General features: G+C 68.8%; 16 protein-coding genes. 6 read left to right on the top strand and 10 right to left on the bottom strand.

The features are described from left to right. Positions 1-2 precede the first annotated feature (2 nt). Genes KUD94_RS08685 through KUD94_RS08670 form a run of 4 tightly spaced genes read left to right on the top strand, consistent with a single transcriptional unit; the run spans position 3 to position 4287 of the window. On the top strand, positions 3-797 hold the full coding sequence (locus KUD94_RS08685; RefSeq protein WP_218236691.1) for an aldolase/citrate lyase family protein: 795 nt from the start codon (positions 3-5) through the stop codon (positions 795-797). Continuing rightward, entirely contained in the window at positions 794-1579 is a 786-nt protein-coding gene (locus KUD94_RS08680) for a class II aldolase/adducin family protein (protein WP_218236689.1), read from the top strand. Before KUD94_RS08685 ends, KUD94_RS08680 begins: the two co-directional genes overlap by 4 nt. A 58-nt stretch (positions 1580-1637) precedes the next feature. Then, positions 1638-3275 (top strand): thiamine pyrophosphate-binding protein, encoded by a 1638-nt coding sequence (locus KUD94_RS08675; RefSeq protein ID WP_218236687.1) that lies wholly within the window; start codon positions 1638-1640, stop codon positions 3273-3275. A gap of 4 nt (positions 3276-3279) precedes the next feature. Then, positions 3280-4287: a 2-dehydropantoate 2-reductase gene (locus tag KUD94_RS08670; RefSeq protein WP_218236685.1), complete on the top strand. Its 1008-nt coding sequence runs from the start codon at positions 3280-3282 to the stop codon at positions 4285-4287. 43 nt (positions 4288-4330) lie between these two features. Here KUD94_RS08670 and KUD94_RS08665 read toward each other — a convergent pair whose 3' ends face one another. Next, on the bottom strand, positions 4331-5803 hold the full coding sequence (locus tag KUD94_RS08665) for an NAD-dependent succinate-semialdehyde dehydrogenase (RefSeq protein ID WP_218236684.1): 1473 nt from the start codon (positions 5801-5803) through the stop codon (positions 4331-4333). Positions 5804-5961: 158 nt separating this feature from the next. On the opposite strand from KUD94_RS08665, the gene KUD94_RS08660 reads away from it, so the two are divergent. After that, positions 5962-7089, top strand: a complete 1128-nt coding sequence (locus tag KUD94_RS08660; RefSeq protein ID WP_218236682.1) for a zinc-dependent alcohol dehydrogenase family protein — start codon at positions 5962-5964, stop codon at positions 7087-7089. A 46-nt stretch (positions 7090-7135) separates the two neighbouring features. On the opposite strand, the gene KUD94_RS08655 is transcribed toward KUD94_RS08660, so the two are convergent. From KUD94_RS08655 to KUD94_RS08630, 6 genes are all read right to left on the bottom strand, one after another. Then, positions 7136-7927, bottom strand: coding sequence for an ABC transporter ATP-binding protein (locus KUD94_RS08655; protein ID WP_218236680.1), 792 nt, complete (start codon positions 7925-7927; stop codon positions 7136-7138). Then, positions 7924-9189: an ABC transporter substrate-binding protein gene (locus KUD94_RS08650; protein WP_218236678.1), complete on the bottom strand. Its 1266-nt coding sequence runs from the start codon at positions 9187-9189 to the stop codon at positions 7924-7926. The genes KUD94_RS08655 and KUD94_RS08650 overlap by 4 nt, the downstream gene beginning before the upstream one ends. A gap of 64 nt (positions 9190-9253) precedes the next feature. Continuing rightward, entirely contained in the window at positions 9254-10327 is a 1074-nt protein-coding gene (locus KUD94_RS08645) for a branched-chain amino acid ABC transporter permease (RefSeq protein WP_218236676.1), read from the bottom strand. Positions 10328-10340: 13 nt separating this feature from the next. Continuing rightward, positions 10341-11219, bottom strand: coding sequence for a branched-chain amino acid ABC transporter permease (locus tag KUD94_RS08640; protein ID WP_218236675.1), 879 nt, complete (start codon positions 11217-11219; stop codon positions 10341-10343). Continuing rightward, the gene (locus KUD94_RS08635) at positions 11216-13174 is read right to left on the bottom strand and encodes a long-chain fatty acid--CoA ligase (RefSeq protein WP_218236673.1); all 1959 of its coding nucleotides are present in this window, start codon (positions 13172-13174) and stop codon (positions 11216-11218) included. The genes KUD94_RS08640 and KUD94_RS08635 overlap by 4 nt, the downstream gene beginning before the upstream one ends. After that, positions 13164-13970 carry an ABC transporter ATP-binding protein gene (locus tag KUD94_RS08630; protein ID WP_218236671.1) on the bottom strand — a complete coding sequence of 269 codons (807 nt, stop codon included), beginning with the start codon at positions 13968-13970 and terminating at the stop codon, positions 13164-13166. The genes KUD94_RS08635 and KUD94_RS08630 overlap by 11 nt, the downstream gene beginning before the upstream one ends. Before the next feature lie 363 nt (positions 13971-14333). On the opposite strand from KUD94_RS08630, the gene KUD94_RS08625 reads away from it, so the two are divergent. After that, on the top strand, positions 14334-14912 hold the full coding sequence (locus KUD94_RS08625) for a peroxidase-related enzyme (protein WP_218236670.1): 579 nt from the start codon (positions 14334-14336) through the stop codon (positions 14910-14912). Here the strand turns inward: KUD94_RS08625 and KUD94_RS08620 are convergent. Genes KUD94_RS08620 through KUD94_RS08610 form a run of 3 tightly spaced genes read right to left on the bottom strand, consistent with a single transcriptional unit; the run spans position 14902 to position 19686 of the window. Then, positions 14902-17220, bottom strand: coding sequence for a CHASE2 domain-containing protein (locus tag KUD94_RS08620; RefSeq protein WP_218236668.1), 2319 nt, complete (start codon positions 17218-17220; stop codon positions 14902-14904). The genes KUD94_RS08625 and KUD94_RS08620 overlap by 11 nt on opposite strands. Before the next feature lie 21 nt (positions 17221-17241). Continuing rightward, positions 17242-18942, bottom strand: a complete 1701-nt coding sequence (locus KUD94_RS08615; protein ID WP_218236666.1) for a FecR domain-containing protein — start codon at positions 18940-18942, stop codon at positions 17242-17244. 30 nt (positions 18943-18972) lie between these two features. Then, positions 18973-19686 (bottom strand): response regulator transcription factor, encoded by a 714-nt coding sequence (locus KUD94_RS08610; protein ID WP_218236664.1) that lies wholly within the window; start codon positions 19684-19686, stop codon positions 18973-18975. Positions 19687-19720: the final 34 nt, after the last annotated feature.

Below are 19720 nucleotides of genomic sequence, written 5' to 3'. Positions count from 1 at the left end.
TCATGGAAACACCACACAACCTGTTCAAGCAGGCGCTCACCGAAAAGCGCTCCCAGATCGGCTACTGGCTCAACCTCAGGGACACCGTCGCCGGCGAGATCGCCGCGGGCGCCGGTTTCGACTGGCTGTTGATCGACGGTGAGCACACCGCGCACGACCTGGACAGCATCCTGCACCAGCTGCAGACCATTGCCGCCTACCCCGGCGTGCAGGCGGTCGCGCGCATACCCATGGGCCAGGGGCCGCTGGCGCAGATGCTGATCAAGCAGTACCTGGATCTGGGCGTGAGCAACCTGCTCGTGCCCATGGTGGACACGCCCGAGCAGGCGGCCGAGATCGTGCGCGCCGCGCGCTACCCCGGCGCCGAGGGTCTGGGCGGCGTGCGCGGCATGGCCGGCGGGCGCGCCGCGCGCTGGGGGCGTTACCCGCGCTACGTGCACGAGGCCAATGAGCGCATCTGCGTGCTGGTGCAGGCCGAGACGCGCACCGCCATCGACAACCTGGAGGCCATCGCCGCGGTGGATGGCGTGGACGGCGTGTTCATCGGCCCGGCCGACTTGTCGGCCTCCATGGGCCATCGCGGCAATCCGGGCCACCCCGAGATGCAGGCGCTGTTCGAGGACGCCACGCGGCGCATTGTTGCGACCGGCAAGGCCGCGGGCAGCCTGGCGGTGGACGAGGCCATGGCGCGCCGCTATCTGTCCTGGGGCGCGAGCTTCGTGGCCGTCGGGCTCGATACCGTGACCCTGGCGCGCGAGACCGCGCGCCTGGCCAAGACCTTCAAGGAGGCACCATGAGCGCCGCGTACCCGGGCAGCGCGGCGCTGCGCGAGCGCGTGCACCCCGACGAATGGGCCGCGCGCGTGCAGCTGGCCGCGTGCTACCGCATCTTCGCGATGCTCGGCTGGACCGAGCTGATCTACAACCACATCACGCTGCGCGTGCCAGCCAGCGCCAGCGGCGCCGAGATGCAGTTCCTGATCAACCCCTTCGGCCTGCACTACAGCGAGGTGTGCGCGAGCAAGCTGGTCAAGATCAATCTGGCCGGCGAGATCCTGGACGGCTCGCCCCATCCGATCAACCCCGCGGGCTATGTGCTGCACAGCTGCATCCATGAGGGCGTGCAGGGCGCCCACTGCGTGATGCACACCCACACCACGGCGGGCGTGGCGGTCGCTTCGCTCGCCACTGGCCTGAGCCAGAGCAATTTCTACAGCGCCCAGTTGCACGACATGGTGGCCTGCCACGACTTTGAAGGCATCACCATCCGCGCCGACGAAGGCCCGCGCGTGGTCGCGAGCATAGGCCGGCGCAAGGCGGTGATTCTGCGCAACCACGGGCTGCTGGCCTGGGGCGAGACACTGCCGCTCGCCTTTGCCGTGCTCTGGACGCTGCAGCGCGCCTGCGAGGTGCAACTGGCCACGCAGAGCATGGGCGCACCGCTGCCCGTGCCCGAAGCGATCGCCGCGCAGTGCACGCGCGACTCCTTCCAGTTTGACCCCGCCATGAGCGCCGGCCAGGACGTGTTCGACGCGCTGGTGCGCCTGCTCGATCGCGACGACGAAAGCTATAAACAATGAAGCTGCCTGCGCTTGCTGGGCAAGCGTTTGAGCCATAAAACATTCCAAGGATTGCTGGATGAAGATGAACGACACCATCGCCCGCGTGCTCAAGGACCTGGGCGTGGAGCAGATGTTTGGCGTGATTGGCGACGTGAACCTGTTCGTCGTCGACCGTTTCATGAAGGAGGGCGGGCGCTACACCAGCGCCACGACCGAATCGGCGGCGGTGCTGATGGCCTCGGGCTATGCCCAGGTGACGGGGCGCACGGGCGTAGCCACCGTGACCTGCGGGCCCGGCCTGGTCAATTCACTCACGCCCATCGTCGAGGCGGTCAAGGGCCATGTGCCCATGGTGATCATCACCGGCGACAGCCTGGCCAAGTTCAAGTACCACCCGCAAAGCGCCTCGCACCGCGAGTTCGTGCTGGCCACGGGCGCGGCCTACGAAGCACCGGCACGCATCGAGGACGTCGCGCGCGACCTGGCCTACGCCTTCCAGCGTGCCTGGGCCGAGCGCCGGCCCGTGGTCTTCAACTTCCCCTCCTACGACCTGCAATGGGAAGACGTGGGCGAATACCAGGCGCCGCGCGTGAGCTATCCCGAGCGCCACTGCGCCGAGCTCGACAGCGAGGCGCTGGAGCTGGCCGTGGGCATCCTTGCAACGGCGCGCCGCCCCATCGTGCTGGCCGGCTACGGCGTGGTCACCAGCGGTCAGGCCGAGGCGGTGGCGCGCCTGGCGCGGCGACTGGACGCGCCGCTCATGACCACGCTGCGCGCCAAGGACTTGTTTCGCGGCGAGCCGGCCAACCTCGGGGTGCTGGGCATTTCCGGGCGCGAGGAGGTCACCGAAGCGGTGGGCTTGAGCGACTGCATCGTCTCCTTCGGCGCGAGCCTGCACATGTTCACCACCGCCAATGGCACGCTGCTGAACAAGAAGCGCCTGGTGATGGTGGTGTCCGAGCGCGGCGAAGTGGGCCGCACCATGGCGGCCGACGCCACGGTGCTGGGCGAGCCGGGCGCGGTCGCCGAGCGCATGCTCTACTGGATCGACGAGGCCGAGATCGCGCCCTCGCAGTTCGCCTCGGAAGAAGTGGTCACGAGCGCGGTGGCCGCGATTGCGCAGGCCTACGAGGCACCGCTGGCCGAGCCGCTGGACGCGCCTCTCACCATCCAGGAGGCCTTGATCGCGATCGAGCATGCGGTCGAGCCCGGGCGCCTGCTGGTCACCGACGGCGGGCGCTTCATGCGCCAGCCCTGGCAGCTCATGCGCGTGCAACAGCCGCGCCATTTCATCGCCGGCAACCTGTTCGGCGCGATCGGCACCGGCATAGGCTATGCGATTGGCGCGGCGGTGGCCGAGCGCGGCATGCCGACGGTGGCGGTAGTGGGCGACGGCGGCTTCATGCTGGGCGGGCTGACCGAGTTTCACACCGCGGTGCGCGAGAAGCTCGACTTCATCGTCGTGCTGTGCAACGACGGCGGCTACGGCGCCGAATACCTGCACTTCACCGACCGCGACATGGACCCCTCGCTGGCGCTGTTCGACTGGCCCGAGTTTTCCGAGATCGCCCAGGCCATGGGCGGCCAGGGCCTGGTGCTGCGCACGCGCGCCGACCTGGCTGCGGCCCGGCAGGCGATACGCGAGCGCCGCCGCGACCGGCCGCTGCTGATCGACCTCAAGCTCGATCCGCGGACCATGCCGCGCACCTTCTGAAGCCATGCTGCGCAAGATCTGCATCTACGGCGCGGGCGCGGTCGGCGGCTGGCTGGGCGCGCGCCTGGCGGCCCAGCCGGGCCTGAACGTGAGCGTGGTGGCGCGCGGCGCGCGCCTGCAGGCGCTGCGCGCCGACGGCCTGCGCCTGCGCGAGACGGCTGCGGACGGCGCGCTGCGGGAAAGCCGGCATGCGGTGCAGGCGAGCGACGAGCCCGCGCTGCTGGGCGTGCAAGACTTGGTGATTCTTGCGGTCAAGGCGCCGGCACTGGCCGGGGTTGCCGCACGCATCGCCCCGCTGCTTGCGCCGCACACCGTGGTGCTCACCGCAATGAACGGCGTGCCCTGGTGGTTTCTGCAAGGCTTTGGCGGCCCGGTGGCAGGGCGGCGCCTGCAAAGCGTCGACCCGGACGGCGCGATCGAGCGCGGCATTCCCCTCGATCGGGTGCTGGGCTGCGTGGTGCATGCAAGCTGCTCGCTTCAGGCCGACGGCGTGGTGCACCATCGCTTTGGCAACGAGCTCATCCTGGGCGAGCCCTCGGGCGCGGACAGCGAGCGCCTGCGCGCGCTGCAGGCGCTGCTGCAGCGCGCCGGCCTGGGGGCCACGCGCTCACAGAGCATCCAGAAAGACATCTGGTACAAGCTCTGGGGCAACATGACGATGAACCCGATCTGCGCGCTCACCGGCGCGAGCAGCGCGCCAGTGCTCGCCGACCCGCTGGTGCGGGGTTTTGCCAGCCGCGTGATGCTGGAGGCGCGCGAGATCGGTCAGCGCATCGGCGTGCCCCTGAGCGAGTCGCCCGAGGACCGGCACGAGGTCACCCAGGCGCTGGGCGACTTCAGCCCCTCCATGCTGCAGGACGTGCGCGCGGGCAAGGCGCTGGAAATCGACGCGCTGCTCGCCTCGGTGCGCGAAATCGGCCAGCTGCTGGGCCTGCAAACCCCGTTCACCGATGCCTTGCTGGGCCTGGCGCGGCTGCATGCGCGCCAGCTTGGCCTGTATCCGCCCGCCTGAGCCTCGGGGCCCGCCGCCGGCTGGCGCTGCCTGCGCGCAGGCGCTAGCGGCTCACGTCGGCAATGCACAGGTATTTCATCTCCAGATACTCCTCCATGCCGTGCACCGAACCCTCGCGCCCCAGGCCCGACTGCTTGATGCCGCCAAAGGGCACATGCTCCGTGGAGATCAGTCCCGTGTTGACGCCGACCATGCCGTACTCCAGCTGCTCGCTCACGCGCGTGATGCGCCCCACGTCGCGCGCGTAGAAATAACTCGCCAGGCCAAACTCCGTGGCATTGGCCGCGGCAATCGCCTCCTGCTCCGTGTGAAAGCGAAACACCGGCGCCAGCGGCCCGAACGTCTCCTCGCGCGCCACCAGCATCTTGTCCGACGCATCGGCAAGCACCGTCGGCTCAAAAAACTGCCCCTTCAGGCGCTTGCCCCCCGTGACAATGCGCGCGCCCTTCTTGAGCGCGTCCTTCACATGCTTGTCCACCTTGGCCAGCGCCGCCGGCTCGATCAAGGGCCCCACACTCACCCCCTCCTCAAAGCCATTGCCCACCTTCATCGCCTTCACGCGCGCCGCCAGCTTCCTGACAAACACCTCATAGACACCGTCTTGCACATACAGCCGATTGGCACACACGCAAGTCTGACCCGCATTGCGGTACTTGCTTGCCAGCGCCCCCTCTACCGCCGAATCCAGATCGGCATCATCGAACACGATGAAAGGCGCATTGCCCCCCAGCTCCAGCGACAGCTTCTTGACCGTGGGCGCGCACTGCGCCATCAAGATGCGCCCGACCTCGGTAGACCCCGTAAACGACAGATGGCGCACCACGGTGCTCTCGCACAGCGCTTGGCCAATGGCCGGCGCATCCGTGCCCGTCACCACATTGATCACCCCCGGGGGAAAGCCCGCGCGCTGGGCCAGCTCGGCCGCCGCCAGCGCCGTGAGCGGCGTGAGCTCGGCCGGCTTGATCACCACGGTGCAGCCGGCAGCCAGCGCCGGCGCCACCTTGCGCGTGATCATCGCCAGCGGGAAATTCCACGGCGTGATCGCCGCGCACACCCCTATGGGCTGCTTGAGCACCAGATAGCGCTTGTTGGCATCGTAGGTAGCCAGCGTCTGGCCACTCACGCGCTTGGCCTCCTCGGCAAACCACTGCACGAAGCTGGCGCCATAGGCGACCTCGCCGCGCGCCTCTGCCAGGGGCTTGCCCTGCTCGGCCGTCATCAGGCGTGCCAGGTCTTCCTGGTGCTCAATCAACAGCGCATGCCAGCGCATGAGGATGGCACAGCGCTCGGGCGCGCTCTTGCTGCGCCAGGGGAGCCAGGCGGCATTGGCCGCATCGATGGCCGCACGCGTCTCCCTGGCGCCCAGGTCTGCCACCTCGGCGAGCTTGTAGCCAGTGGCCGGATCGAGCACCTCAAAGCGCTGGCGGCCTTTGACCCAGCGGCCATTGATCAGGCTGTCGGTCAGGAGGAGGCTGGGGTCGGCCAGTTCGGCCAGGGGTGAGCTGCGTGTGTCCATGTTTGCGTCTCCTGCACGTACGTGAAGTGTCCTGTCGGTGTCTGCCGCATGCGCACGCGAGCGCGCATACTCGTCGGCAACTGTAGTGCCTTGAAGATGTTCGCGCAGCAGCCCGCGCGCTTGGCCCCGACGCCATTGCCAGGAAAAGGAGACCGAAGATGAAGATGCGTGCTGCGGTATTGCGGCAAATGGGCCTGCCCGCACCCTATGCACAGAGCCGCCCGGTGCAGATCGAAGAAGTGCGGCTGGACGCGCCTGGCGCCGGCGAGGTGCTGCTCAAGATCCGGGTGGCCGGGCTGTGCCACTCCGACCTCTCGGTCATCAACGGCGACCGGCCGCGCGTCATGCCGCTGGCGCTGGGGCACGAGTCTTCCGGCGAGGTGGTCGCTGTCGGAGCGGGCGTGAAGGACTTGCGCGTGGGCGATCACGTGGTCACCGTCTTCGTGCCCAGTTGCGGCGGCTGCGCGCCTTGCATGTCCGGGCGCCCGGCCCTGTGCGAGCCGGGCGCGCAGGCCAACACCCAGGGGCTGTTGCTGGGCGGCGAGCGGCGCCTGCATGCCGAAGGCGGGCAGCTCCACCACCATCTGGGCGTGTCCTGCTTTGCCGAATACGCCGTGGTTTCCAGCCGCTCCTGCGTCAAGGTGGCAGAGGGCCTGAGCCACCGTGAGGCGGCGCTGTTCGGCTGCGCGGTGCTGACCGGCGCCGGCGCGGTGATCAACCGGGCGCGCCTGAAGGCCGGCCAGAGCATTGCCATCGTCGGGCTGGGCGGCGTGGGCCTGAGCGCGCTGCTGGCGGCGGTGGTGGCGGGAGCGCGGCGCGTCGTCGCCGTCGAGCCGGACGAGGGCAAGCGTGCGCTGGCGCTGTCTTTGGGCGCCACCCGCGCAATCGATCCGCGCGCCGTCAAGGACAAGGCGCAGCTGCTGGAGGCTGCCGAGGGTCCGGTGGACGTCGGCTACGACACCGCTGGCGTACTCGCCGCCTTTGAATCTGCGCATGCGCTCACGCGCCGGGGCGGCATGACCATCACTTCGGGCCTGCCCCATCCGCAGACCACCTTCGCGTTGCCGATCTCGCAACTGGTCGGCGAGGAGCGCGAAATCCGCGGCAGCTATCTGGGCTCGGGCGTGCCGGCGGTGGACATCCCGCGCTACATCGACCTGTACCGCGCCGGGCGCCTGCCGGTCGACAAACTGCTGGGTGAAGCGTTCACGCTCGACCAGGTGAACGAAGGCTTCGACCACCTGGCCAGCGGCGCGGGCCTGCGCGACTGCATCGTGATGAATTGAGTGGCCCGCCCAGCCACGAAAAAGGGCCCAGGGGCCCTTTGCCGCTTCAGGCCAGCCAGCGCTTGCGCCGGCGGTAGTGCTTGACATTGTGGTAGTCCACGCGCTCGCCGCCGCCCAGGTAGAACTCCTGGATGTCGGGATTCTGCTTGAGCACGGCCGCCTCGCCGCTCATCACGATGTTGCCGTTCTCTATCAGGTAGGCGTGGTCGGCCACGTTCAGCGCGGCGGTGGCGTTCTGCTCGACCAGCAGCACGCTCACGCCCTGGTTCTGGTTGATCTCGCGGATGATCGCGAAGATCTCCTTGACCAGCACGGGCGCCAGGCCCAGCGAGGGCTCGTCGAGCATGATGAGCCTGGGCTCGGTCACCAGCGCGCGCGCGATCGCCAGCATCTGCTGCTCGCCGCCCGAGAGGTAGCCGGCCTTGCTGCGGATGCGCTCCTTGAGCCGCGGGAAATAGCGGTAAGCCTGCTCGCGCAGCTCGTCGAAGCTCTTCTTCGCGCCGTGGCCACGGTAAGCGGCCAGCAGGTTCTCGTCGGGCGTGAGGTGCTCGAAGATGCGCCGGCCTTCCATCACGTGCACCAGGCCCATGCGCACGCGCTCGGGCGGTGACAGGTGCAGGATATCCTGGCCCATGAACTGCACCTCGCCGCGGCGCACTTCGCCGCGCTCGGGCGCAAGCAGACCGCTCACGGTCTTGAGCGTGGTGGACTTGCCGGCACCATTGGCGCCGAGCAAGGCCACCATCGAGCCCTCCTGAACTTCGAGCGAGACGCCCTTGATGGCGAGAAACACCCGGTCGTAGGCGACCTCGACGTTGTTCAGGGAGAGCAGGCTCATTTCTTTTCCTTGGCCTTGGCCTGGTCTTCCTTGATCAGATCCCAGACCACGTCCTGGTAGGCGCTGCCCCAGTCGGACTTGGGTGCCCAGCGCTTGCCGTCCCATTCGGAGATCAGCCCCTGGCCGCCGCCCTGATGGTCTTGCGCGGTGATGGTCAGCGGCGGCATCAGGCCGTCGGCGGTATAGCCCTTGATCATCTCGAAGCCGGCCTTGAGCTTCTCGCCCGTGAGCGGCCCGCCGCCGTTCTTCAGCGCGAGCGTGGCCGCCTCCACCGCGATCGCCATGCTGGCCACGCCGATGTTGTAGCCGCTCCAGCCCACGCGCTTCTTGTCGCCGCTGCCGTTGCCGGGGTTGATCACCTTCTCGACGATGCGCTTGAGGATGGGGTTGTCGCTGCCGGTGTTCACCAGCGTCACGCGCTTGACGCCGACGACTTCGTTGCCCTTGAAGGCGGACATGTCGCTCTCGGACAGCCAGAGCACGGAGTGGATGTCCTTGGGCGAAATGCCGTTGGTCACCGCGCCGCGGATGGAGACCGCCTGGCCCGGGCCGGCGCCCCAGATGATGATCTTGTCCGGACGGTTCTTGCGCACCTCGCTCCAGGTCGCGGCCTGCTCGGTGCCGGGCACGGGGTAGGGGTAGAGCTTGAGCTCGAAGCCCTTGGTCTTGGCCACGCGCTCGAGCAGCTCGATCGGCTCCTTGCCGAAGGCCGAGTCGATGTGCACGAAGGCGATCTTCTTGCCCTTCAGGCCCCCTTCCTGCTCGTCGATGTACTTGAGCAGCAGCGCCGCCTGCGAGCGGTAGATGGCCGCAGAGGGGAATACGTAGGGGAAGGCCTGGCCGTCGGCGGCGTCGGCGCGGCCGTGGGCGAAGGCGATCATCGGCAGGTGGTCTTCATCGGCACGCGGCATCAGCGCGTTGGCCACGGGCGAGCTCAGGAAGTCGAAGAACACCGCGCCCGCGGCCTTGGCCTCGTTGTACTGGGCGATGCCGCGCTCGGGGTAGCTGGCGTGGTCCTTGATGATGAGCTTGATCGGGTGGCCGTCCACGCCGCCTTCCAGGTTCACCAGCTTGATGTAGTCCTGCTGGCCCTGGCTGTATTCGTCGGTCAGGAAGGTGTAGACGCGGGTGAAGTCCAGCAGCGTGGCGAACTGGATCGGGTCCTTGCCCTGGGCCCAGACGGGCAGGGCGGCGCCCAGGCCCGCTGCGGCAGCGGCCCCGAGCACGGTGCGGCGGCGAAGCGCCAGGTCGGTGTGTTTCATCGCGTATGTCTCCTTAGGGTGGTTGGCGTGAATGAACTCGAAACAAGGGGCAAGGCGCCGCGCCTCAGCTTTGCGTGTGGCGGAAGGGCCAGACCAGCAGGTATTTGCGCGCGTTGTCGTAAATCTTGGCAAGGCCCAGCGGCTCGAACAGCAGAAAGCCGATGATCATGGCGCCGTAGAGCATCAGCGGAATGTGCGCCATCATCGAAGTGGAAATGCTCAGCCAGCCGGTGCCCGCGAGCCAGGCGATCAGGTTGAGCAGCACGATGGGCACGAGCAGCACGAAACCCGCGCCGAGAAAGCCCCCGATGACGCTGCCCAGCCCGCCGACCAGCGCCATGGCCACGAGCTGGATAGTCACGTCGAAGTTGAACTGCGAGGGCGTGACCGCCTTGTAGAAGCAAAAGGCCAGGATGGCGCCGGTGACGCCGCCAAGAAAGCTGCTGACGAAGAAGGCGAGCAGCTTGTAGCGGAAGATGTTCACGCCGATCACCGCGGCGGCAAAGTCCTTGTCGCGCACCGCCACCAGGGCGCGGCCCAGGCTGGTGCGCTTGATGTTCAGGATCAGGAGCGTGACCAGCACCGTCCAGGCCAGCGCCAGGTAGTAGCGCGCGGCCAGGCTCTCGAGCGGGATGAACAGAAAACTCACCTTGGGCGTTTGCAGCGTGGCCACCGCGCCGCCCGAGATGGCGGTGACGTTGACGATGACCCAGTCCACGAGGAATTGCATGGCCAGCGTCGCCATCACCAGATACAAGCCCTTGACGCGCAGCGCCGCCGCGCCGAACAGGCAGCCGATGACGGCGGACATCAGGCCGGCGCACAGCAGCGCCAGCTCCAGCGGCACGCCAAAGCGCGTGAGATGGATGCTGGTGTAGGCGCCGATGGCCATCACCGCGGCAAAGCCGAAGTGCAACTGCCCTGCCATGCCCATGAGCAGCGTGAGCGAGAGCGTGGCGGTGCTGAAGATCAGCCAGGGCAGCATGTAGCTCGACAGGTAGAGCTGCGACATGTACAGCGGCGCGGCCAGCGCCAGCACCAGCAGGATGCCGATCTGCCAGCGGTCGGCCGGAATCGGCCAGAGCTGGCGCGTCTGGCTGTAGCGCGTGTGGTGGACACCGGAGAGGCGATAGAACATGGCGGAGTCTCGGTCAGATGCGTTCGATGTCTTCGCGGCCGAACATGCCGTAGGGCCGGATCAGGATGGTCAGCAGGATCACCAGCGAGGTCACCACGTCGCGCGTGCTGCCGCCCACCATGGAGTCCACATAACCCGGAATCACGCTGCCCAGGATGCCGATGATCAGGCCGCCGAGCAGCGCGCCGACGATGCTGTCTATGCCGCCCAGAATGACCACCGCCACCGCCGGAAAGAGCAGGGCGGTGAGCGACCAGTCCACGCCCTGGGCCGCGCCCCACAGGGTGCCGCCCGCCACGGCGCACAGGCCGGCCAGGCCCCAGGAGATGGCCACCGCGCGCTCCACCGAAATGCCTACCGACCAGCTCGAGACGTGGTCGTCCGAGACGGCGCGCAGCTTGGTGCCCAGGCGGGTACGAAAGAACAGCAGCGCCAGCACGACCAGCGCCAGCGCGATCAGCGCGCCCACCGCATAGGTGCGGTTGGCCAGAATGTCGCCCATGATGAGCGGTGCCAGGCCCACGCCGATGTCAAGCTGCTTGGGTTCGGTCCCGAGCAGGCCGGGGCCGAAGCCGCGCAGGAACACGTCCAGCCCCAGGGTCAGCATGACGATCATGATGATCGGCTGCCCGACCATGGTGCGCAGCAGCACCCGCTCTATCACCAGGCCGAAGAGGAACATCACCACCAGCGCGGCGGCGGCGGCAAGCCAGATCGGCAGCCCCCATTCGGTGAGCTGCCACACCGCATAGCCGCCCATCATGACGAGCGCGCCCTGGGAGAAATTGAGCACGCCCGAGGACTTGTAGATCAGCACGATGCCCAGCGCCACCATGCTGTACATCAGCCCGGTGAGCGCGCCGTTGACCAGCAGTTCGAGAAAGTAGCTCATGCGTTCACCTCGCTGGCGGCCGGCACGTCACGGATCGCCAGTTGGCGCTTGATGACGCCGGATTCGCCCGTCTCGTATGTGATGGTTGCCATGGATTCGATGCTGACGTGGCCGGCGTAAATGGCCTCGATGATGTCGGCATAGTGCTCGGCGATCACGCCCCGGCGCAGCTTGCGCGTGCGCGTGACCTCACCGTCGTCCGGATCGAACTCCTTGTGCAGGTTGACGAAGCGGCGGATGCGCGTGCCCTCGGGCAGCTTGGCATTGACCGAAGCCATGAGCCGGGCCAGCAGGTCGTAGACGCCGCTTTGCTGCGACAGGTCGGCAAACGAGGTATAGGCCACGCCGTGCTCCTGGGCCCAGTGGCCCACGGCCTCCCAGTCGATGGCCACCAGGGCCGCAAGGTAGTCGCGCCCGTCGCCCAGCACGCACACGTCCTTGATGTAGGGGCTGAACTTGAGCTGGTTCTCGATGAAGGTAGGGATGAAGCGATCGCGCGCCTTGGTGTAGACCACCTCGGACACGCGCCCCAGCACCACGAGTTGGCCGTCGTCTTCCAGGTAGCCGGCGTCGCCGGTGTGCAGCCAGCCGTCCTTCAGTGATTCGGCGGTGGCGGCAGCGTCGTCGAAGTAGCCGTCGAACACGTTGCCGCCGCGCACCAGGATCTCGCCGCTGTCGCTGATCTTGAGTTCCATGCCCGGAAAGGGCTTGCCCACGGTGTGCAGCTTGACCGTGTCCAGGGCTTGCGCGGCGCACAGCGCGGAGTTCTCGGTCTGGCCGTAGAACTGGCGCAGCGGCAGGCCGAGCGCCCGAAAGAACAGGAAGATCTCCTCGCCGATCGCCTCGCCCGCGGTGTAGGCGTGGTGCGCGCGCGCAAGGCCGAGCTGGTCCTTGATCGGCCCGTAGACCAGCAGCTCGCCCAGGGCGCGCATCAGGCGCTGGCCGGTGCTGGGCTCGCGCCCCTTGAGGCGCGCGCGCTCGATCTCGATGGCCAGCGGCATGAAGCGCGCATACAGCCAGCGCTTGAAGGGCGTGGATTCGGCGATGCCCACCTGCACGCGCGTGAGCATGGTGGACCAGGCGCGCGGCGAGGTGAAGTAGACCGTGGGCGCGATCTCGCGCAGGTCGCGCTGCACGGTTTCCTGCTTTTCCGGGATGTTGACTGAGAACTGCAGCGCCAGCGCCGCCGCGACGGTGAAGATGAAGTCGCCGACCCAGGCGATCGGCATGTAGGCCATGTGGGTTTCGCCGCGGTCGAAGTAGCCGGCCTGGGCGGCGCTGCGCACGGCAAAGAGCACGTGGCGGTGCTTGAGCGGTATGCCCTTGGGCGCGCCGGTGGTGCCCGAGGAATGCAGCAAGATGGCCACGTCGTCGGCGCGCGGGCGGTTTTGCAGCGCGTTGGCCAGCGTCGGCTCGGCCGCCAGGCGCTCTCGGCCGCGGCGCAGCAGCTCGGTGAAGGCCATCACGCCTTCGGGCTCGTGGCCGACCAGGCCGCGCGGGTCGTCGTAGATGATCCATTCGAGCTGCGCATGCTGCTGGCGCAGCGCGACGAGCTTGTCCACCTGCTCCTGGTCTTCGGCAATGGCAAAGCGCACGCCTTCGCGCGCGAGCTGCCCCAGCAGCTGCTCGGGCGTGAAGTCGGGGTAGGCGGGCGAGGGAATCGCGCGCAGCGCGATGGCGCCGAGCATGCCGAAGTACAGCGCCGGGCGGTTGTCGCCCACTACCAGCACCTTCTCGTGCTCGGCCACGCCCAGTTGCTCCAGCCCGGCGGCGGCTTCGAGCACCTGCTGCAGATAGTCCTGCCAGGTGGTCTCTTGCCAGATGCCGCGGTCGCGCTCGCGCATGGCCGCTTCGCTGCCGTGCGCCTTGGCATTGGCCGCAAGGATGGCGATCAGATGGTCGCCCTGCTCGCCCAGAGGCACCTGCGCGGGGTTTGACGGCTGCTCATGCTGCATCGCTCACCCCCCCGATGTAGGCCGCAATCACCGCCGGATGGTTCACCGCTTCGCGCACCGGCCCCTGGGCGATCATGCTGCCGTTGTTGAGCACCAGCGCGCGGTTGCAGATGGCGGTGATCACGTCCATGTGGTGTTCGATGATGAGGATGGTCAGGTTCAGCGCCTCCTTGGCGTCCAGGATGAAGCGCACGATGTATTCCTTCTCTTCCTGGTTCATGCCGGCCATGGGTTCGTCCAGGATCAGCATGCGCGGCTCGGCCGCCAGCGCGCGCGCCAGTTCCACGCGCTTTTGCATGCCCAGCGGTATCACCTCCACCGGCTCGTCGCGCACGCTTTCGAGCTGCAGCAGGTCGATGATCTCCTCGACCTTGTCGCGGTTGCGGATCTCTTCCTTTTCGGCCCACCACCAGTAGAACAGCGAAGCCAGGGCGCTCGGGTGCATGAAGGCGTGGCGCCCCATGAGGATGTTGTCCAGCACGCTCATGCCCTTGAACAGCGCCACGTTCTGGAAGGTGCGCGCAATGCCGAGCGACGCGATACGGTGCGGGCGCACACCGTTGATCTGCCGGCCTTCAAAATGGATGCTGCCCTGCTGCGGCGGGTAAAAGCCGGTGATGGAATTGACCAGCGTGGTCTTGCCCGAGCCGTTGGGGCCTACGAGGCCGAAAATTTCGCCCTGATCGACCGCCAGCGACACGTCGGTGAGGGCGCGCACGCCGCCGAACCAGCGGCTGATGTTCTCGCAGCGCAAAACCGGCTGACCCGGCGATGGCGTAGGTGCTGGATGGCCCAAATCTGTCTCCGTTGACTGAGCGCACCGCAGGAAATGGGGCGCAGCAATGTCCGTGAACGCTTACGTTAGCGTCAATTGCCGCGCGGGTGTGTGGGTGTAAACCCCGGGAAATGTCTGGCGGGCGACAGTCTCGCGCAAGCTGCCTGGCTAAGGCAACGCTGAGCAAGTCCCCGCGATGGCGCGCGCCCGGCATGGGGATGGGCTGCAAGGCGCAAACCGCAGCAATAGCCGACGCTATTGCGAGGATTTGCAACGCCGCAGACGGCCCCAGGCTGGGATGCGCGACGCGCGAGGGGCTTGTTCAGCGTTGCCATAAGGTTCGATACTTGAGCCTCGCCCCACCCCATCGTCAGGAGAAGCCCCATGCACCAGCCCACTTATCTCACCGCGCTCGACCTTCCCGTGCCGGCGACCTCCGAGCTCGACGAGGACATGCGCCGCTACTTCGAAGTGTGCGAGGAAAAGCTCGGCATGGTGCCCAACGTGCTGCGCGCGCTGTCCTTCAATCAGGACAAGCTGCGCAACTTCGCCAATTTCTACAACGAGGTGATGCTCGGCGAGTCGGGCCTGTCGCGTCTGGAGCGCGAGATGATCGCGGTCGTGGTCTCGTCCATCAACCACTGCTATTACTGCCTGGTCTCCCACGGCCAGGCGGTGCGCAAGCTCTCGGGCGACCCGGTGCTCGGCGAGCTGCTGGTGATGAACTGGCGCAGCGCCAAACTCTCGCCGCGCGAGCGCGCGATGCTGGGCTTTGCGACCCGACTCACCGAGACCCCGGCCAAGGTGCAGGAGGAGGACCGCCAGGCGCTGCGCGATGCGGGTTTTTCCGACCGCGACATCTGGGACATCGTGACGGCCACGGGCTTCTACAACATGACCAACCGCATGTCCACCGGCGTGAGCATGATGCCCAACCTCGAGTACCACGGGCTCAATCGCTGATCGCCGGCGCGCCCGCGGCGGGCGCCATGGGCAGCAGGAGCAGGAATTCGCTGCCATTTTGGCCGTCGCTGCGCACCCGGGCCGCGCCGGCGTGCCGGCGCATGGCTTCCTGCACGAAGGCCAGGCCCAGGCCGAAGCCCTCGCCCGGGCTGGCCCCGGGCGCGTGCAGCCGTTCGAAGGCCTTGAAGATGCGCTGATGCTGCTCGGGCGCGATGCCCGGGCCGTGGTCGCGCACGCCAATCTGCCAGCAGCCCTGCAGCTCGGTGATCGCGCATTCGACCTCGGTGTGCGCAGCGGTGTACTTGATGGCGTTGTTCAGCAAATTGGCGATGGCGCGCGTCAGCATGTGACGGTCGCCCTCGCACGGAGCCTGCGCCGGGGCTCGGACAATGCGCACCTGCACCCCGCGCGCCTGCGCCTGCGCCCAGCTTTGCTGCACCGCGTCGTGCAGCAGCGCCACCAGGTCCAGCGTCTCGCGGCGCAGTTTCTGCGTCTGCGCGCTGGCCAGTTCGGTGAAATCCTCGGCCATGGTGAGCAGCGCGCGGGCGTGGCGCGCAATGCGCGCCTGCAACTGCGCTTCGGCCAGTGGCTCGGGCAGGCTGCGCTGCATCTCCAGCAGCGTCAGGATGGCACTGGCGGGGCTGCGCAGGTCGTGCGATATGAAGCGCAGGGCCTGGTCGCGCTGCTCCTGCGCCTGGCGCATCTCGGTCAGGTCTACCAGCGTGATCAGCCAATGCTGCTGCTCGGCCTGCGCAAAGGTGCTGGTCAGCATCAGCCAGCGCCGGCCACGGGCGTCGCGGCCTTCCTGGGGCTTGTGCAAGTGCTCTGCATGCGGCGGCCAGCTGGCCAGCAGCGGCGCGCCGCTGAGCGGGTGCACCAGGTTTGCCAGCACCTGCGTGAGCGCCTCGCGCAGCAGCGGCCGGGCGTCGCTGGCAAAGACGTCGGCGGCCTGCGTGGCCAGGGTGATGCGCCCGGCTGCGTCGCAGACGAAGGTCGGGGAGGGCAGGTGCTTCAGGCTGTCGGCGATGTAGTGGTGCAGGCTGCGCAGCTGGCGTGTTGCCGCTTCCACGGCATGGATGCGCTGGCCCAGCCGGTCGGCGCCCAGGCGGTGCGCCGTGTCCTCGGCATGCAGCGCCAGGCCTTCGCGGTGCAGGGCGGCCAGTTCACGCTGCAGGAAGCGCGCGGCAAAACTCAGCCGCCGCCAGCTCCACAGCGGGTAGGCGGCTGCGATGCCGACCAGCGCGCCCGAGGGGCTCCACTGCAGCCCCCAGAGCGCGGGGGCGAGCAAGGCCAGCGTCAGCGTGAGCCCGGCCAGCGCAATGCAGGCAAGCAGGCTGCCCAGCGGGCCGAACAGCCAGAGCCCGACCAGCGCCGCGGTGACGGCGGCCAGGTTGAGCGCCAGCGTGGCCGCGGTGCCGGCGCTGATGCTGCCCCGCCCGGAGAGTTCGGTATTGAGCGCATGGGCGAGCAGCTGCACCCCGGCGATGCGGCTGGCCCCCGCGCCGGGCGGAATGGCGTAGTGGTCGCCCAGGCCGGTAGCGGTTGCGCCAATGAGCACGTATTTGCCGGCAAAGGCATCGGGCGCAACGCGGCCGGTCAGCACGTCGATGTAGGAATGGCTGGCAAACGCCGGCTCGCCCCGGGCGAAGGCGAGCTGGCGCGGCTGCAGCCGCACCCAGGGGCCGACGCCGGCCTCTACATGGCCGCGGCAGGCGGGGTCTGGCTCGCCGGCGGCGCAGCGCAGTGCCCTGCTCAGATGCGGCCAGGGGGCGTCGGCCGGGCCTTCAAGCTGGTAGATGCCGCGGGCGACACCGTCGCTGCCGACCTGCACCTGCACATGCCCGAGCTCGGCCGCCGCCGCGGCAAACGCCGGCAGCGGCAGGTCGGGCGCGGCCAGGTCTGCCTGGGCACGGCGCGCAACCGGCAGCACCACGCGGGCGCTGCGTGCGATCGCGCGCGCCAGCAGCAAGTCGTCCTGCGGGTATTCGAGGTCTTCCTCGCCGAGTAACACGTCCAGGCCGATGGCGCGCGGCTGCTGCGCCGAGATGCGGCCGATCAGCTCCGCATGCAGCGCGCGCCGCCAGGGCCAGCGGCCTATGGCGGCGATGCTGCGGTCGTCGATGGCCACGAGCACGATGTCGGTGCGCGCCGCCGGCGCCAGCAGCCGGGTGCCGAGGTCTTGCACCAGATAGTCCAGCCGCGGCAGGCTGGCGCGGCCGCTCACGAGCGCGGTCAGCCCGAGCAGCAGGGCGGCCAGCAGCAGCCATTCGCGCAGGTAGGCCAGACGGCGTGGCAGCGCCCTGCTCATGCGCGTGCGCTGGCGCGCGCCTCAGGGGCGCTGAACCGGGCTGCCATCGCCGCTGGTGATGGCCTGGCCGGTGGAGCTGCGCAGCGGCGCGACCACGCTCAGCACATGGGGCGCGGAGAACGCGCTCTCCAGGCCCGAGGCGTCGATGCTGCGCAGGCGCACGAAATAACGCCCGGCGGGAAGGTCGGCGGCGGACCAGGTGGCCTGTTCCAGCGTCTCATCGGCCAGCAGCCGCGCGAAGTCGGGCTCGCGCGCCAATTGCAGCCGGTAGCGCTGACCGGTCTGGGCCGGCCAACTGAGCACGGTGGCCGCGTCGGCCGACTGCCTGCTGTGCAGCGCGTCGGCAGAGGGTGCCTCGGGCAGCAGCGTGAAGCCTTGGGCCTGGGCGTAGGGGCCCTGGTCCCAGCGGCCGTCGTCCAGCCGGCGCAGGCTGGCGATGCGCCACAGATAGCGCCCCGGCGCCAGCGCCGGCGTGAGCGCCTGGCAGTCGCCGTCGCTGGTGGCGTCGAGCAGGGCTGGGTCGAAACTGGCGTCGCGGGCCAACTGGATGCGGTAGCGCGCCGCCTCGGCCACGCGCGTGCATTGCAGCTGCACGGCGGGGCCGGCGACTTGCGCGTCCTGCTGCGGGCTCTGGTAGAGCGGCGCGATGGGGTGCGCCTTGACGGTGAGCAGGGTTTGCGCCCTCTGGCCGGGCAGTCCGTGGGCGTCGATGGCGCGTACCGCAAGCTGGTAGCGGCCGTCCTGCACCGCCGGCAGGCTGAATTCGGGATCGGGCGCGGTGGCGGCGCGCAGCACCTCGGTGAGCTCGGCGTCGCGCGCCAATTGCACCTGGTAGGCCTGCGCGCCTGGCACCCGGGGCAGCTTCAGGCGCAGGAAGTCGGCGTCCTGGGCCAGCGTGGGCAGGGCGCGCGCATCGGGCGCTGCAAGCAAGGCCACGGGCGGCGCGGCCCGGCCGTCCGCGTCGACCACTGCGCCCCAGCCGTGCTGCAGCAGCGCCTGGCCGCCCGCCCGCTCGCTGCCTTGCAGCGCGACCACGCCCTCGGTGACCGCGGTGAGTGTGCGCCCGCTTGCATCGGCCTCGACGGAAAACCGCGTGCCGCGCACGCTGGCGCTGGCATGGGGCGTGTGGATGTCCAGCGGTGCTTGCCCGGCCGGATCGGGCGTGGCGCTGGGTTCGAGCGTGCCGCGTTGCAACTCCAGCACCGAACGCGCGCTGCCCGGGCGGGCGCGCTTGCGCAGGCGCTGCAACTGCAGGTCGGAGCCGCCGTGCACGCGCACGACGCTGCCGTCGCTCAGCCGTATGCTCAGGTAGGCGTCCTGCTCCAGTTGCACGCGCGTGCCTTCGGGCAGTTCGGCGCCCGCCGCGACGGGGCTGGCGGCCTCCTTGCCGGGGAGCGCGGCCTGGGCGCCGCCGCGCACGTACTGCACCGTCGCGCTGGCCCAGGGTTGCAGGGCCTGCGGTATGTGCAGCACGCTGCCGGGCTGCAGGCGCCGCGGGTTGCGAATGTGATTGGCCTGAGCCAGCGCGGGCCACTGGGCGGCGTCGTCCAGATAGCGTGCGGCCAGCGCATGCAGGGTGTCGCCGCGCACCACATGGTGGGTGATGTCCTGCGCGCTGGCCGGCGTCTGCGCCGCGCTGGTCTGGGGCAGGGCCCAGGCCAGCGCCGCCAGCGCGGGCCAGGCGGCCAGCGTCTTGCGTGCAGCTCGCGTCCTGGTGCTCATGTTCTCTCCGTGGTGGGGCGCCGGGGCCGGCTAGGCTTGGGCGGCGTGCGCGGGCTCGGGCTCCGGCAGGCGCTCGAGCCGATAGCCTATGCCATAGACGGCGGTGATCACCAGCCCGCTGGCCGGCTGCAGGTCCAGCAGCGCGCGCAGGCGCGAGATGTGGGTATCGAGCGAGCGCGAGATCACCCCGGCGCTGTAACCCCAGACGGCCTCGCGCAGATGGTCGCGCGAGAGCAGGCGGCCCATGTTGCTGAACAGCAGCAGCGCGATGTCGTATTCGCGCTCGCTCAGGGCCAGGGGCTGGCCGTCCATCTCCAGGCTGCGCCGGTCGGTGTGAAAGCGGTAGCGGCCAAAATCCAGCGTCGATTCCTGGCTGCTGGGCCAGGCGCGGCGCAGCAGCGCGTTCAGGCGGGCGTTGAATTCGGCCAGGCGCACCGGCTTGCTCATGTAGTCGTCGCCGCCGCTGGCCAGGCCGCGCACCAGGTCGGCTTCACTGTCGCGCAGGGTGACGAAGAGGATGGGCATGTCGGCGCCGTAGTGGGTGCGGATTTCGCGCACCAGATCGGGGCCGTCGGCATCGGGCAGCTGCCAGTCGACGATGAGCAGGTCAAAGGTCTCGCGGCGCAGATGGCGGCGCAGCGCCTCGGCATTGGCAAAACCGTGAAAGCCGTGGTTTTGCGCGCCCAGCGCCTTGGCATAGAACTCGAGCTGTAGCGGGTCGTCGTCCACCGCAGCAATGCGCATGTTGGCATCTCCTGATCAGAGTATTTTATGCCCC

The sequence above is a fragment of the Comamonas sp. NLF-1-9 genome, assembly GCF_019195435.1.
GTDB lineage: Bacteria > Pseudomonadota > Gammaproteobacteria > Burkholderiales > Burkholderiaceae_C > Comamonas_C.
Note: the sequence above shows the minus strand (reverse complement) of the source record. Positions and strands in the feature narration are given on the sequence as shown.